Annotated in this window: 12 protein-coding genes; 1 reads left to right on the top strand and 11 read right to left on the bottom strand. The window is 61.9% G+C overall.

From position 1 onward, the window contains the following. Nucleotides 1–87: 87 nt before the first annotated feature. From EKH80_RS15570 to EKH80_RS15545, 6 genes are all read right to left on the bottom strand, one after another. Nucleotides 88–1,101 carry a FecR family protein gene (locus tag EKH80_RS15570; RefSeq protein WP_126685703.1) on the bottom strand — a complete coding sequence of 338 codons (1,014 nt, stop codon included), beginning with the start codon at nucleotides 1,099–1,101 and terminating at the stop codon, nucleotides 88–90. After that, nucleotides 1,098–1,622: an RNA polymerase sigma factor gene (locus tag EKH80_RS15565; RefSeq protein WP_126685702.1), complete on the bottom strand. Its 525-nt coding sequence runs from the start codon at nucleotides 1,620–1,622 to the stop codon at nucleotides 1,098–1,100. The genes EKH80_RS15570 and EKH80_RS15565 overlap by 4 nt, the downstream gene beginning before the upstream one ends. Before the next feature lie 15 nt (nucleotides 1,623–1,637). After that, entirely contained in the window at nucleotides 1,638–2,747 is a 1,110-nt protein-coding gene (locus tag EKH80_RS15560; protein WP_126685701.1) for a VirK/YbjX family protein, read from the bottom strand. Nucleotides 2,748–2,978: 231 nt separating this feature from the next. Beyond that, the gene (locus EKH80_RS15555) at nucleotides 2,979–4,454 is read right to left on the bottom strand and encodes an efflux transporter outer membrane subunit (protein WP_126685700.1); all 1,476 of its coding nucleotides are present in this window, start codon (nucleotides 4,452–4,454) and stop codon (nucleotides 2,979–2,981) included. Beyond that, nucleotides 4,451–7,627, bottom strand: coding sequence for an efflux RND transporter permease subunit (locus EKH80_RS15550; RefSeq protein ID WP_126685699.1), 3,177 nt, complete (start codon nucleotides 7,625–7,627; stop codon nucleotides 4,451–4,453). Before EKH80_RS15550 ends, EKH80_RS15555 begins: the two co-directional genes overlap by 4 nt. After that, nucleotides 7,624–8,760, bottom strand: a complete 1,137-nt coding sequence (locus EKH80_RS15545) for an efflux RND transporter periplasmic adaptor subunit (RefSeq protein WP_126685698.1) — start codon at nucleotides 8,758–8,760, stop codon at nucleotides 7,624–7,626. The genes EKH80_RS15550 and EKH80_RS15545 overlap by 4 nt, the downstream gene beginning before the upstream one ends. A 117-nt stretch (nucleotides 8,761–8,877) precedes the next feature. Between EKH80_RS15545 and EKH80_RS15540 the strand changes: the two genes are divergently transcribed. Continuing rightward, complete coding sequence (locus EKH80_RS15540; RefSeq protein ID WP_126685697.1) at nucleotides 8,878–9,498, top strand: TetR/AcrR family transcriptional regulator; 621 nt, start codon at nucleotides 8,878–8,880, stop codon at nucleotides 9,496–9,498. 77 nt (nucleotides 9,499–9,575) lie between these two features. Here EKH80_RS15540 and EKH80_RS15535 read toward each other — a convergent pair whose 3' ends face one another. The 5 genes from EKH80_RS15535 to cyoA all read right to left on the bottom strand — a co-directional run bounded on the left by EKH80_RS15535 (nucleotide 9,576) and on the right by cyoA (nucleotide 14,480). Then, the gene (locus tag EKH80_RS15535) at nucleotides 9,576–10,346 is read right to left on the bottom strand and encodes an SURF1 family protein (RefSeq protein WP_126685696.1); all 771 of its coding nucleotides are present in this window, start codon (nucleotides 10,344–10,346) and stop codon (nucleotides 9,576–9,578) included. A gap of 119 nt (nucleotides 10,347–10,465) precedes the next feature. Beyond that, entirely contained in the window at nucleotides 10,466–10,864 is a 399-nt protein-coding gene (gene cyoD / locus EKH80_RS15530; protein WP_126685695.1) for a cytochrome o ubiquinol oxidase subunit IV, read from the bottom strand. Then, the gene (gene cyoC / locus EKH80_RS15525) at nucleotides 10,861–11,490 is read right to left on the bottom strand and encodes a cytochrome o ubiquinol oxidase subunit III (RefSeq protein WP_484481971.1); all 630 of its coding nucleotides are present in this window, start codon (nucleotides 11,488–11,490) and stop codon (nucleotides 10,861–10,863) included. Before cyoC ends, cyoD begins: the two co-directional genes overlap by 4 nt. Before the next feature lie 14 nt (nucleotides 11,491–11,504). Continuing rightward, entirely contained in the window at nucleotides 11,505–13,496 is a 1,992-nt protein-coding gene (gene cyoB / locus EKH80_RS15520; RefSeq protein ID WP_126685693.1) for a cytochrome o ubiquinol oxidase subunit I, read from the bottom strand. A gap of 21 nt (nucleotides 13,497–13,517) precedes the next feature. After that, entirely contained in the window at nucleotides 13,518–14,480 is a 963-nt protein-coding gene (gene cyoA, locus EKH80_RS15515; protein WP_126685692.1) for a ubiquinol oxidase subunit II, read from the bottom strand. Nucleotides 14,481–14,482 lie beyond the last annotated feature (2 nt).

The following is a 14,482-nucleotide window of genomic DNA, read 5'->3' as shown; positions in this document are numbered from 1 at the left end:
GTTGGCATCACCTACAAGCCATACATCCCCTACATGTCATGCAGGACTTGCCTGACGGCTTGCGCGGCTGGGTCAGGGAGCAGGCACTTATCGGAAGGCGTGCTTGGGATCGGACAGCACCACTCCGTTTGCTTCCTTGCTTACCCGCAACGGAAACACCTGCGGCAAGGCACCCACCCAGTCGTCGATGGCATCGGTACGGATGGTGCCGGTATAAGTCAGCGCATTGAGATCGGCATCTGCGACCCGCACGGGTCTGCCGGCGTAGCGGTTCAGGTTGGCGATCACCACCCCCAGCGGTTCATCGATGAATTCCAGGCGGTTATGGCGCCAGGCCGTTGCCTGCGCCGGCGCCTCGATATCGACTAGCAGCCTCGAAGCATCCGGGTCGTAGGACACGCGCTGGCCCGCGATGGCCTCCAGCGTATTGTGCGGCCTGGCTTGAAGCCGCTGGTCAGCAATCGCCACGCGCCCTTGCGTCACCGCAATCGTTACACGTCCCCCCGTGCGGCGGACGTCGAAGGCAGTGCCGATATCGCGCACCGTCATATTGCCGACCGTCACCACGAAGGGCCGTTGATTATCGTGCACCACCTCGAAGTAGGCTTCACCATCAGACACTTCGACGCTGCGCTGAGCGTTGCTGTACTTCACGCTCAGCCTGGATGCCGCGCCCAGCGCCACTTTCGTGCCATCCGGCAGGCTGAATTCGCGATTCTGCGCCACGCCGCTCTGGTAGACCACCTGGGTGGCCACATCTGCGGCAAAGTGCGTCCAGCCGATATAGAGAGCGCCGGACAGCACGACTGCAGCGATCGACGCAGCTGCCGCCAGCGGAAACCAACGCCGCAGCGCAGGCACAGGTGTGGGCGCGAAACGTACAAAGGCGCGTATCAATCCCTGGCGCGACACCTTGTCGAGCGTGCCTAGGCGTTCGGCCAGCTCGTTCATGCGCTCGAACGCTTGCAGGTTCCGCTCATCCTCGCCCGTCCACGCCAGCCACTGCTCTATCACTTCGCCGTCGGCGCCGGCTGCACGCAAGCGCACCCACCAATCAGCGGCCGCCCGTAAGACAGGATCCTGTTGCTCATTGAACCTCACGGTCCCTCCTTCCCGTCGACATACGCGCGGCAGCGAGCCAGTGCGTTGGCGACGTGATAGCGCACCATGCGCTCACTCAGTTTCATGGTCTGCGCGACATGGCTGAAGTCACGCCCCTCGATTACATGCATCACGAACGCCTGACTCGTCTTGGCCGGCAACTCACTCAAGGCCTGGCGGACCCCTGCCACTTGTTCCACTGCCATGGCGTGATGATCTGGCCGATATTCGTCCATCGGTTCGTCCTGCGACTGCACCGCTGCGAAATCGCTGCGCACTTTGCGCTTGCGCAGGCGATCGATGGCGAGATTGCCCGCTACCTTGAACAAGTAGCCGCGCAGCGAATCGACCTGCTCGCGATCGTCCATGGTCAGCATGCGCAAATACGCTTCCTGCGCGACTTCCTGCGCATCCGACAGCGAATTGAGACGGCACTGCAGAAAGGCGATCAGCGCGCGATTGTGCTCGCGAAACAGCCTTTCGATGTCGCTCACATGCACCGATAACGTCACGGCGTTCATACCCTTTATGGACCGCTAGAGCCTGCCATAAACCGGGAATGTCATGCGTGACGCCTGTAGGTGGCTGTTGCTGAACGTGGGCAATGGCTGCGCGAGGGCATTCACCAGCAATTGCTCGGCATCCCGCCGCAAGGCTTCGCGACGACGGAATGCGGCGCGATGGTTGCTCGGCACCTCTGCTTCCGACTTGTGCGTCAGTGAGGTTGGCAGCGCATACCAGCCACCGCCGATACGCTGGCCGCGTTGCTCATCCCAGAACGCGTCGTAATCGGAGAACAGCGGGCGGCCGCTACGGCGCAGTGGATGAGCCTCGTTGCTGATCGCCACCACCCGCTCGATGCCGTAGCGTTGCGCAAAGGTATACACCAGCGACAGCATCAGCTGCTTGGGTCGCATCCCGTGCAGGTTGCGCGTAAGTTCGCGTACCACGTCCCTCGCATTTTCGCCCTTCGGTCCCTGCAGGCAACCGATCATCAGCGTCGGCTGCTCGTCCGCAATCGTGAAAACGATACTGTAGAGCGGCACTTCGTTTGCGTCGCACAGTTGCAGGCAAAGTTCGCCTTCGCAGCCCTTGTAGATCGGCGGCCGCAGGCACAGCGTCAGCAGGGAGCCATCCTTGGCGACAAGGCTTCCTAAACTCGCATGGCCCTGGGCATAGACCAGTTCGTACAAGCCCGACGGCAAATGCGCTTTCGCAAATCGGTAGTGCTGCAGCAGATACGAAAGACGATCACGCCGATGCCAATGCGCATTGACGTAGCGATGCATGTGCCGCTCCAGCAGGCGAGGATCGCGCCGCCGGTAGGCGCGCATCACCGGATCGGCGGCGATCAACGCCAGGAAGCGCTGGTGCTGCGCCGCCAAGCATAGGCTGCGCGCGACGTACTTCAGCGCCGTGACGCCGCGCTTGTACCAGGGGCCCGTCCAGTCCTGGCGATGGCGCAACGAATCGAGCAGGTTCACCAATCCGCCCGATTGCATCGCGTCGTTTACGGCAACACGAGACCTGTCGACGGGCGATGAGACACGCGGTCGACGCAGTTCAGGCGTATAGGCACCAGGCGGCAGAAAGGCTTCGAGACCGATGCCGAGGACGCCGGCAGGGGGGCGGTTTGGCTTGTTCAAGGTGTTCGTTCCATCGGGAAAACAGGCGTTGTTCTCCAGGTAGACGTTTCAGCCTTGGGATTTTGAAATGCGCTAGGCAAGCCCGAGCCGACCTCCGCCGCATCCGCCCCTGGAGGGAGGGCTTCCCTGGCCTCGTCGCCACACTGAGGCCGACCGCAAGCCGCCCCCTCCCCCGCCCGCGGACCAAGTCCGGGGCAGGCCGGAGTACCGCGGCCAATGGGCAGGCCAGCGTCAGTGCCGCAAGTTCTCCGCAAGCGTCGGCGACTGAGGGGTCCCCATCGCCTGAAACAGCGCTGCCGTATCGGCCAACCGCCCCGCCCTGGCCTGAATCTCGGTCAGCCTTGCGCTCTGCCAATGCTGTTCGGTCAGTACCAACGAAGGGTAGGAGACCCCGCCCAGGCGATAGCGCGCGTCGGCATGGGCGAACGATTGCTCCGCAGCCCCGGCCGCCTCCTGCGCCGCCTGCAGGGTCGCGGCGTCCTGATTCAACGCGGTCAGCGTGTCAGCCACATCCCGGAATGCATTCAACACCGTCTGCTGATAGTCCGCGATCGCCGCGTTGTAACTGGCAATGGCTGCCTTGCGTTTCGCGATCAGCTCGCCGCCGTGGAAAATCGGTTGGGTGAGCGCAAGCCCCGCACCCCATACCGAACCGGCGCTGGTGAATAGGCTTGAGGGCTTGAACCCTTCGGTGCCGATCGATGCGGACAGTGAAATATGCGGAAACAGGTTCGCCGTTGCCACGCCTACCTGGGCGGAAGCCGCATGCACCGCCGCCTCCGCGGCCAGCACGTCCGGCCGTTGCCGCAGCAGGTCGGAAGGCACGCTTACCGGCACGCTTTCCGGCAGATGCAGATCCGCCAGCATGAGATTTCCAGGTGCCTGGTCAGGCGTGCGACCCAGCAATACTGCCAAAGCGTGCCTCGCCTTTTCAGCCTGCGCACGCAGAGGTGGCAACGATGTGCCGATGCTCGCGGCTTGCTGGCGCAGACTCAGCGCATCGTCTTGCGACGCCGCGCCAAGTCGATACTGACGTTCCGTGAGGCTGGCCTGGTCGTTCGCCAGCTTGGAAAGCCGCTCGGTGGTGCGGACCTGCTCCTCCAGGGAGGCCGCGTTGATCGCCGCGATCACGATATTGGCTGCCAACGTGCGCTTGGCGGCATCGAACTCATATGATTGCTGATCCACCTGCGCCGCCGTTTGTTCGATGCCGTGTCGCGTCGCGCCGAAAACATCGAAGTTGTAGCTGAGCGCAAGCTGTCCCGCGTAAACATCGTACAGATTGGTGGGTGGCCCGAAGACCGGAGAACCCAGGCTGCGTTGCCGGCTGCTCTGGGCTTGCGCATCCAGCGACGGCAGCATCGTTGCACCGACCTGCGCACGCAGCAACTGATGCGCCGACTCCAGCGTGTGCTTCGTCGCTGCGAGGGAAGGATTGTTGCGCAAGCCCTCTTCCACCCAGGCGTTGAGCGTGTCGTTGCGGTATTCGCGCCACCACTCCGGCACTGGACGTCCGCCCAGGCTGTAATGCTGCGATACGCCGTCCACCTTGGCGGTCCCCGCAGGCAGCGCCTCGACGGTGTAGTGCTCCGGAGAGGGCGAGGCTGGCGGCTTGGCGGGCGGCGCGAAGGCACATCCGGCCAACAACAGTGCTGCCGCCAGGGTCGTCGTGCGTACGGCGGGTATCAAGACGTTTGCGGGCCTCATACGGCGACCTCCGGCTCCCTGGCGGGTTCATCGGCGCGCACACGGAACCAGGTCGCGTACAGCGCAGGCAAATAGAACAGCGTGAGTACGGTCGCAACGGTGATGCCGCCCATCAGGGCCGTGGCCATCGGTCCGAAGAAGTTGCTGCGCAGGAGCGGAATCAGCGCCAGCACCGCCGCGGCAGCCGTCAAGGTGATAGGGCGGAAGCGGCGCACAGTGGCACCGACGATCGCCTCCCAGCGGGCGTGCCCGGCACGGATGTCCTGCTCGATCTGGTCAACCAGGATCACCGAATTGCGCATGATGATGCCGAACATGGCTATGGTGCCGAGCATTGCCACGAATCCATACGGCTGATGCAGCAACAACAGCGCGAGCACTACGCCAATCAAGCCCAACGGCGCGGTGAGCACTACCATGAAGGTGCGGCCGATGCTTTGCAGCTGAACCATCAGGAGCACCAGCACGGCGACCAGCAGCACCGGCATCTGCACATTGACCGAAGTCTGCGCCTTTTCGTTCTGTTCCACCGAACCGCCCACTTCCACGCGATAGCCCACTGGTAGATGGGCGCGGATATCGGCGAGGTTCTTGTCGACCGCATTGGTGACATCCAGACCTTGTGCACCGCTACGGGTATCCGCCTGCACGGTGATCGACGGTTGCCGATCGCGCTCCCAGATCACACCGTATTCGAGGCCGTAGCTGACCTTTCCGAGTTGTGCGAGCGGAATGGCTGTACCGCCGCTGGTTGGTATCGCCAGGCGCTCGATCTGGTCGGGATGGATGCGGTCACCCTTTTCGCTGCGCAGATCCACCGCAATCAGCTTGTCGCGCTCCCGCAACTGCGTCACTGTGGTACCCGACAGATTCATCGCAAGGAAGTCAGCGATGTCTTTGGAGGTAAGGCCCAGTTGCCGCGCCTTGAACTGGTCCACGTCGAAGCGCACCGAACGCTCCGCCGGCTCGTCCCAATCGAATTGGACGTTGCGGGTATCCGGGTTGGCGCGCATCACGCCCGCCACCTGTTCGGCAATGCTGCGTACGATCGCGATGTCGTCGCCTTCCACGCGAAATTGCACCGGGAAGCCCACCGGCGGGCCGTTCTCCAGCCGACTGACGCGGGTGCGCACGGCGCTGAAGTCATGCTTCAGTTCGCCGTCCAAATAAGCGGCCAAGGACTCGCGCTGCTTCACGTCCTTCGCCGTGATCACGAATTGCGCGAAGTTGGGCTGGGCCAGCTGCTGGTCCAACGGCAGATAGAAGCGCGGCGCGCCGCTGCCGACGAAGCTGACGTAATTGGCGACTTCCTTGCGATTCTTCAAGACCGCTTCAAAGCGACTGGTTTCACGCAAGGTCGCCGCGTACGAGGCGCCTTCCGGCAAGCGTAGATCCACCAGCAATTCCGGGCGGTCGGAGCTGGGAAAGAACTGCTTGGGCACCAGCGCAAAGCCGGCCAGCGCGATGACGAACAGTGCCACCGTGGAGATGAGCACCAGCCAGCGATGACGCAGGCACAGGTCCAGCCAGCCACGGAAGCGGCGGTAGAACGCGGTGTCGTAAATCTCGATCTCTTCGCCATCGTGCACGGGCTGCACCGCTTTCGCCGCGCGCGCCTCGTTCCAGCGCCGAGGAAGAAAACGCGCCCACCATTCCTGACCGGGTTTGGCGCGCTCGTGATGTTCCGGCAGCATGTGATAGCCAAGCAACGGAATCACGATCACGGCCGCCAACCACGATACCAGCAAGGCGATCGCCGAGACCTCGAAGATCGAGCGCGTGTATTCACCGGTGCTCGACTTGGCCAAGGCGATCGGCAGGAAGCCCGATACTGTCACCAGCGTGCCGGTAAGCATGGGAAATGCAGTGCTGCTGTAGGCGAATGCAGCCGCGCGCACGCGACCCCAGCCCTGCTCCAGCTTCACCGACATCATCTCCACCGCAATGATGGCGTCGTCCACCAAAAGCCCTAGCGCCAGCACCAACGTACCCAGCGACACTTTGTGCAAGCCGATGCCGAACAGGTCCATGCACAGCGCGGTGGCGGCCAACACGAACGGAATGGAGATCACCACCACCATGCCGGTGCGAAACCCTAGGCTCAGCAGGCTTACCAGCAATACGATGGCGATTGCCTCGGCCACCGATTCCAGGAAGTCGTCCACCGAATGCGACACCGCATGCGGCATGCTGGTGACCTCTGACAGCTTCAGGCCGGCAGGCAGACGTTTTTGCAACTGGCCGATCTTTTCGTCCAGTGCCTTGCCTAGATGGATCACGTCGCCACCCGGCTGCATGGTCACGCCAATGCCCAGCACCTGCTGGCCCATGAAGCGCACGGTCTGGCTGGGCGGATCGTCATACCCGCGCCGAATGCTGGCGATGTCACCCAGACGAATGCTCTTGCCATGGATGTGCAGCAGGGTGTTGGCCATGGCGTCGACGTCGTCGAGCTGGCCGCTGGGCCGCACGAACACGCGGTCGTCCGCCGTGGTCAGCACGCCGGTGGACGCCACCGCATTCTGCTCGTTGATCGCCTGCCCGATCTGGAGGGGACTGATGCCGAGCTTGGCCAGCCTCGCATTCGCTACGTCGATATAGATGTGCTGGTTCTGGTCGCCGAAGTAGTCGACCTTGCCTACGCCCCCGACGCGCAGCAATTCCACGCGCAACTGGTCGGCACAGTCGTGCAATTGCGCCGGCGTATAGCCGTCGCCTTCAAGCGAGTAGATGTTGGTGTAGACGTCGCCGAATTCGTCGTTGAAGAACGGCCCCTGCACGCCTTGCGGCAATTGGGCGACGATGTCGCCAACCTTTTTGCGCACCTGGTACCAGGTTTCCGGCACCTCCGAGGCAGGCGCCGAATCCTTGATGTTGAAGAAGATCAGCGATTCGCCGGGCCGCGAATAACTGCGCAGGAAGTCGGTATCGGCCGTTTCCTGCAGCTTGCGCGCGATGCGATCGGTGACTTCTTCCTGCACCTGCTTGGCGGTGGCACCGGGCCAGAAGGTCTGGATCACCATCACCTTGAAGGTGAACGGCGGATCTTCCGACTGCGACAGGTTCTTGTACGAAAGCACGCCGAACAGCGCGATCAGGCCCATCAGAAAGAACACCAGCGACTGATGGCGCAGGGTCCATGCGGAGAGGTTGAAACGCTCCTCGTGACTCATTGCGGCGCATCCTCGGCGTGCGGCGGCGCGATCGGCGTCACCTTTTCACCGGCGGAAACGGTGTGCACACCCTGCATCACGATCCGCTCACCGGCCTTCAGGCCCGCGGCCAGCAGTACGTCGCGTTCGCCGTAGCGCGATACCGTGACAGGGCGCAGTTCCAGTTTGAAGTCGCCGGGATTCACCACCCACACCGCGGGATGCTCGCCCTGATGGAACAAGGCCGTGGCCGGAATGATCACTGCTGCAACCGCGGCCTTGCCGGCCTGCAGGGAGACGTCCGCTGTCATGCCAAGCTGCAGTAGCGGATCGGCGTGATCGACGGTGAGCTTGACCAGATACGTGTGCGACTGCGCATCCGCCGCCGGCGCTATTTCGCGCACGTGAGCCGCGTAAGCGCGGCCCGGCAATGCGGGCAAGCTCAACGCCGCCGCCTGGCCGGTGGCGATGCCACCAACACGGCTCTCCGGCACGTCGACATAGACCTCCCGCTCACCCATCCAGGCGAAACCGAAGACCTGCTGCCCGGCAGCCAATACCTGCCCCACTTCCGCCTGTCGGCTGGTAATGACGCCTTCGTGGTCAGCCACCAGCGTGGTGTAGCGCAACTGGTTCTGAGCCAGTTCGTATTGCTGCTTCGCCTGGTCACGGCCGGCCAGGGCGGAGGCATAGTTGTCCTGCGTCTGCTGCCACTGCAGCTGGCTGATCAGGTTCTGCTTGAACTGCGCATCGTCGCGGTCGTGCTGCTGGGTGGCGAATTCGAGTCGGTGCTCCGCGGCCTCCAAGGCCGCCTTGGCATTGGCCAGCTGCTTGTTCGCGTCGGCAGGGTCGAGCTGGGCCAGGGCCTGCCCCTGCTTCACCCGCTCACCTGGGTCGGCGTAGCGTTCGAGCAATTGCCCGCCCACCCGGAACGACAGCGGCATTTCGTAGCGCGCATGCACTTCACCCGGGAAACGGCCGGCCACGGCGCCGTCGGCCGCCTGCGCCGGCTGGGCGATGACCGGCATGGCGGCATCCGCCTCTGGCGCCTTGTGGCCGCATCCGGCCAGCGAAACCAGCGCGATGGCCAAGGCGTATGGCTGCCAGGCAGGCCGCGCCAGCCCGCGCAGCCTTGGGAAGGATGGAAGGTCCATGGAACAGCTCCTGGGGATGGGGGCTAGGGAATACGGCCATGAACTCTAATTCATCATGGTATTTAAATACAACAATGTATTTGGATACAGGTGCTATGGGTCGTGGTAGCATGTGCCATGCCACGCAAACGCCTTACCCGAGAAGAAAGCCGCGAACAGACCCGCCTGCGTCTATTGGACGCAGCCGCCGCGGTGATCGTGAAAAAAGGTCTGGCCGGCACCAGCGTCGAGGACATCGCCGGGCATGCCGGCTATACGCGCGGGGCGTTCTATTCGAACTTCAAGAGCAAGACCGACCTGTTCATCGAACTGCTCAAGAGCGATCACGCCCAAGTCCAGCAGGATTTGCAGCAGCTGCTGGAGGCGGATATTTCCAATGAGGATCTGCAAAAACAGCTAGCTCAGTTCTATGGCCAGTGCTATCGCGATCACAACAGCTACGTATTGTGGGCCGAGGCGCGACTGCACGCGGTACGCGACGCCAAGTTCCGCCAGCGCATGAATACGCTGTGCCTGGAAAAACGCGACATGATTGCCAGCTTCATCACCCAGTTCAACCAGCGCATGGCGCAGCCGCCGCTGCCCGCACCGGCTCCCGATCTTGCGCTGGCGATGATGGCCCTGATCGACGGCATGCTCTATTTCAACATGAGCATGCCCGGCGAAATGTCCGATACGGCCACGGGGACCGTATTGAGTACGATCTTCACCGCGACGTTTTTTGGTCCGCAAGCATGACCGGCACCCTAGGGATGCTCTGATCTATTCCACGTACCCGTCACCGCCCTGTATGTGCGCAAACGAGGGCAACATGGTCATCTGCGATTTCGACGCAAGCGATATTCGTCATACCCCACATAGATACTCGCGCCCAACACCATCAGCGCCAACAGATACCAGGTGATCAGGTAGCTCAGGTGATTGTTGGGAAAGTTGATCACCGTCTTGCCGCCTGCGGGCCAACGGTCATCGCCTGCCGGTGACGCATCTGCGTCGACGAAATACGGCGCCACCTCACGCAAGCCTCGCGTGGCGGCGATCGCCGCTACATCTCGCGTATACCAGTTGTTGTGCGCCGGATCGTTGTGGCGAAGGAGGCCAGGTAACTCGGACATCCGCAGCAAGCCGGTCACCGTGACCTGACCGGCTGGCCCCGGCTGGCAATGCGCATCGCGACCACACCAGTCTGCAGGGGCAAAGCCGCGATTGACCAGCACGATAGAGCCGTCAGCCGTGCGCAGCGGGGTCATCACCCAGTAGCCGCTGCCTTCGTCGGTGGCGGTCCAGATCAGCGTCTGTTGCTCATGCACGAAGACGCCACTGAGACGGACGTGCAGGTATTCGTCCCGCTCGGCTGTTACACCCGACCACTGATCGCGTGTAGGTGGCGCGACCGGCGAGGCGTGTACGCGAGAGTCGACCCGGGCGATGAGCGCGCGTTTCCAGGCAAGACGGTGGACCTGCCAGTTGCCAAGCGAGACGAACCCAATGAACAGGGCTAGTGCGAACAGGCCCAGCAAGGTCAATGCGACCGGGCCACGAGGGGCACGCGAGGTGTCGTAGGAAGAGGTTTCTTGGGGAGCCATGCGGGCAATGATCGCATGAGTCTCCTCTTGAGGTCGCAACTTGTAGGCTGAGGCGCCAATCCCAGCATCGCGCGGGTTGCATGCATGGCAATGCTGGGGTTTGCACCCCAGCCTCCGTGTCACGGCAAATTGCGCACGTCCTTCATCATCGACGGCATCATGTTCTCGTTGAGGTGATACATGATCCAGATCGAGCCGCTCAGCGTGATTACCACCAGCACGATGGTGAACACCAGGGCCAGCATGTTCCAGCCACCCTCGGATTTCGCGTTCAAATGCAGGAAGTACATCATGTGCACCACGATCTGGACCGCAGCCAACAGCAGGATGAAAGCATCGGCCGGTCCGGTCTTGGAGAACGCGCCGGACATCACCAGCCAGAACGGAAGTAGGGTCAGGAACGCCGCGGCCGCGAACCCGGTGAGGTAGCCCTTGAGGCTGACGTGGATCTGGTCCACGCCATCGTGGCTGTGCTCATGCTGGCCATCGTCATGCGCATGCTGGGTAGGGTCGCTCATGCCAGCACTCCCATCAGGTAAACAAAGCTGAAGACACCCACCCACACCACGTCGAGGAAGTGCCAGAACATCGACAGGCACATCAGCCGGCGCTTATTGGCAGGAACCAGTCCTTTTTTCCCTACTTGCACCAGCAGTACGATCATCCAGATCAAACCACTGGTCACATGCAATCCGTGCGTACCGACCAGGGTGAAGAACGAGGAAAGAAAAGCACTGCGTCCCGGCCCCGCGCCGATCGACACCAGGTGTGCGAACTCGGTCAATTCCAGTGTAATGAAGCCCGCACCCAGGAACCATGTGACGATAAGCCATGCCATCATCGGCCCGCGGCGATTATGCTGCATCTCCAACACCGCAAATCCGTAGGTAATTGACGAGAGCAACAGCAGCGTGGTGTTCACCGCCACAATCGGCAATTCCAGCACCTGCTGCGCGGATGGCCCGCCGGCATATTCGCGACCGAGCACGCCGTAAGTGGCGAACAGGCATGCGAAGATCAGGCAATCACTCATCAGGTACAGCCAGAAACCCAGCAGTGTGGCGTTTTCCGGATGATGGTCTTCCGCGATATGGAAGCGCAGCGTCGCTTCCGCGCCACTGCCCCCGCTTACGGTCATGGTCATATCGGACATGGGCATCAGGCTCCGGCCCGCGCGGCTTCGACGCGGCCCACTTCATCGGCGGGGATGTAGTAATCGCGGTCGTAGTTGAACGTGTGGTGGATGGCAACCGCCAGCAGGGTCACGAACGATATGGCCGCGATCAACCACATGTACCAGACCATCGCGAAGCCAAATATGAAGCTCAGTACGGCCAGATATACTCCGGTACCCGTATTCTTCGGCATATGGATGGGCAGAAAGCCCTGCATCGGCGGGCGCCAGTTGTGCTGTTTCATCTGCCACCATGCATCGATGTCGTGCACCTGCGGAGTGAAGGCGTAGTTATACGGCGGCGGCGGCGAGGCGGTGGACCATTCCAGCGTGCGCCCGTGCCAAGGATCGCCGCTGCTGTCGCGCAACTTTTCGCGGTGCAGAATGCTCACCGCGAATTGCACGATCATCGCGGCAATGCCCAGCAGGATAAGGATGGCGCCGAAGGCCGCGAGCTGGAACCATATCTGCAATGACGGGTCGTCAAAGTGCCGCACGCGGCGCGTCACGCCCATCAGCCCGAGCAGGTACAGAGGCATGAAGGCAAAATAGAAACCGATCACCCAGAACCAGAACGAGACCTTGCCCCAGAACGGATCGAGCCGGAAGCCGAACGCCTTGGGAAACCAGTAGTTGACGCCGGCGAACATGCCGAACAACACGCCTCCGATGATCACGTTGTGGAAGTGTGCGATCAGGAACAGACTGTTGTGCAGCTCGAAATCCGCAGGCGGCACCGCCAGCAGCACGCCGGTCATGCCGCCGATGACGAACGTAATGATAAAAGCCACCACCCATAGCATCGCCACGTCGTACACGATACGGCCGCGATACATGGTGAACATCCAGTTGAAGATCTTCGCACCCGTAGGGATCGAGATGATCATGGTGGTGATGCCGAAGAACGAGTTGACGCTCGCGCCCGATCCCATGGTGAAGAAGTGGTGCAGCCACACCAGATAAGACAGCACGGCGATCACTACGGTGGCGTACACCATCGATGCGTAGCCGAACAGGCGCTTGCGCGAAAAAGTGGAGGTGACCTCGGAAAACACGCCGAATGCCGGCAGCACCAGGATGTACACCTCCGGATGTCCCCACACCCAGATCAGGTTGATGTACATCATGTAGTTGCCACCCAGATCGTTGGTGAAGAAGTGGGTACCGGCATAGCGATCCAGCGCCAGCAAGGCCAGCGTGGCCGTCAGCACGGGGAACGCAGCCACGATCAGCACGTTCGCCAGCAGTGCCGTCCAGGTGAAGATCGGCATCTTCATCATGGTCATGCCGGGCGCTCGCATCTTCACGATGGTGGCGATCATGTTGATGCCCGACAAAGTGGTGCCGACACCGGCTATCTGTAAGCCCCAGATCCAGTAGTCCACGCCGCTGTCCGGGCTGGCAGGCAGCTCAGACAGCGGCGGATACGCCAGCCAGCCTGTGCGCGCAAAGACACCGATGAACAATGACGCCATGACCAGCAGGGCACCGGATACGGTCATCCAATAACTGAAATTATTGAGAAAGGGGAAAGCCACGTCGCGCGAACCGATCTGCAACGGCATGACGAAATTGATCAGGCCGGTGATGAACGGCATGGCGACGAAGAAGATCATGATCGTGCCGTGCGCGGTGAAAATCTGGTCGTAGTGCGAGGCCGGCAGATAGCCTTCATGGGCTCCGAAGGCGATGGCCTGCTGTCCACGCATCATCAGCGCATCGGCGAAGCCGCGCAGCAGCATGACCAGCGCCAGCACGATGTACATGATGCCGATCTTCTTGTGGTCCACACTGGTGAACCACTCGTTCCACAGATAACCCCATTTACGGTAGTAGGTGACCAAGCCCAGCACCGCGATGGCGCCCACCGCCACGCCGATGAACGTGAAGATCAGGATCGGCTCGTGATAAGGGATATCGTCCAGGCTGAGGCGTCCGAAAATCAGCTTGGCGAGGTCGGGAGAATGAAGAGTCATCGCGGCACCCGGGCTTTGAGTTCATTGTGGATGAGCCATCGGCATGGCCGCATGGCTGTCGGATGAAGCGGATGCTTCACCGCCCCCGCTGGGCTCCGGCACGCGGAGCATGTTCATGCAGGTAGGGCCGGGCTGAACGCACCGATTGAGGATGGAGTGGTACAGCCCTGGCGCCACGCTGCCGTAGTAGCGCACCGGGTTGCGTTCGCTCGGCGCTTGCAGTGCTGCATACGTGGCTTGATCCAGCGTGTCACCGTGGCTTTTCGCTTGCGCCACCCACTTGGCGAAATCACTTTCGCTCATGCCGTGGAAGGTGAAATTCATGTACGAGAAGCCGGCGCCACTGTAGTTGGAGGACATGCCCCAGTAGTCGCCAGGATGATTGATTACCGCTTGCAGCGTGGTCTGCATGCCGGGCATGGCGTAGATCTGGCCGGCCAGGGAGGGAATGAAGAACGAGTTCATCACGGTGGAGGCGGTCAGGTTGAAACGGACCGGCCGGTCCACCGGCGCCGCCATCTCGTTGACAACCGCTAGGTTCTGTTCGGGATAGATGAACAACCACTTCCAGTCGAGCGCGACCACGTCCACTTCCAACGGCTTGACATCCACTGGCGTCACCCGGCCTGGCGCGATGCGGTCGAGCGGACGATACGGATCGAGCTTGTGCGTACTCACCCAGGTGATCGCGCCCAACGCGATGATGATCAGCAGCGGCGCCGACCAGATCATCAGCTCCACGATGGTGGAGTGATCCCAGTTCGGATCGTAGTGTGCCTTTTGATTGGACGCCCGGTAGTGCCAGGCGAACACCAGCGTCGCAATGATCACCGGCACCACGATCAGCAGCATCAGCACGAACGAGGTGATGATCAGATCGCGTTGCTGCCGCGCGACATCGCCGGACGGCGACATCAGCACCGTATGGCAGCCCGCAAGCGCCACGGTGAGGGCCAGCAATAGCAGTCCGCGGAGAGTCTTCATGG

This window comes from Dyella choica, from assembly GCF_003977665.1.
In the GTDB taxonomy this organism is placed as follows: Bacteria; Pseudomonadota; Gammaproteobacteria; order Xanthomonadales; family Rhodanobacteraceae; genus Dyella_B; species Dyella_B choica.
Note: the sequence above shows the minus strand (reverse complement) of the source record. Positions and strands in the feature narration are given on the sequence as shown.

Coding starts and splice junctions, on each gene's coding strand:
- EKH80_RS15545 (WP_126685698.1), bottom strand. CDS start 8,760: ATGGACCTTCCATCCTTCCCAAGGCTGCGCGGGCTGGCGCGGCCTGCC.
- cyoA (WP_126685692.1), bottom strand. CDS start 14,480: ATGAAGACTCTCCGCGGACTGCTATTGCTGGCCCTCACCGTGGCGCTT.
- cyoC (WP_484481971.1), bottom strand. CDS start 11,490: ATGACCATGACCGTAAGCGGGGGCAGTGGCGCGGAAGCGACGCTGCGC.
- cyoB (WP_126685693.1), bottom strand. CDS start 13,496: ATGACTCTTCATTCTCCCGACCTCGCCAAGCTGATTTTCGGACGCCTC.
- EKH80_RS15555 (WP_126685700.1), bottom strand. CDS start 4,454: ATGAGGCCCGCAAACGTCTTGATACCCGCCGTACGCACGACGACCCTG.
- EKH80_RS15540 (WP_126685697.1), top strand. CDS start 8,878: ATGCCACGCAAACGCCTTACCCGAGAAGAAAGCCGCGAACAGACCCGC.
- EKH80_RS15565 (WP_126685702.1), bottom strand. CDS start 1,622: ATGAACGCCGTGACGTTATCGGTGCATGTGAGCGACATCGAAAGGCTG.
- cyoD (WP_126685695.1), bottom strand. CDS start 10,864: ATGAGCGACCCTACCCAGCATGCGCATGACGATGGCCAGCATGAGCAC.
- EKH80_RS15550 (WP_126685699.1), bottom strand. CDS start 7,627: ATGAGTCACGAGGAGCGTTTCAACCTCTCCGCATGGACCCTGCGCCAT.
- EKH80_RS15535 (WP_126685696.1), bottom strand. CDS start 10,346: ATGGCTCCCCAAGAAACCTCTTCCTACGACACCTCGCGTGCCCCTCGT.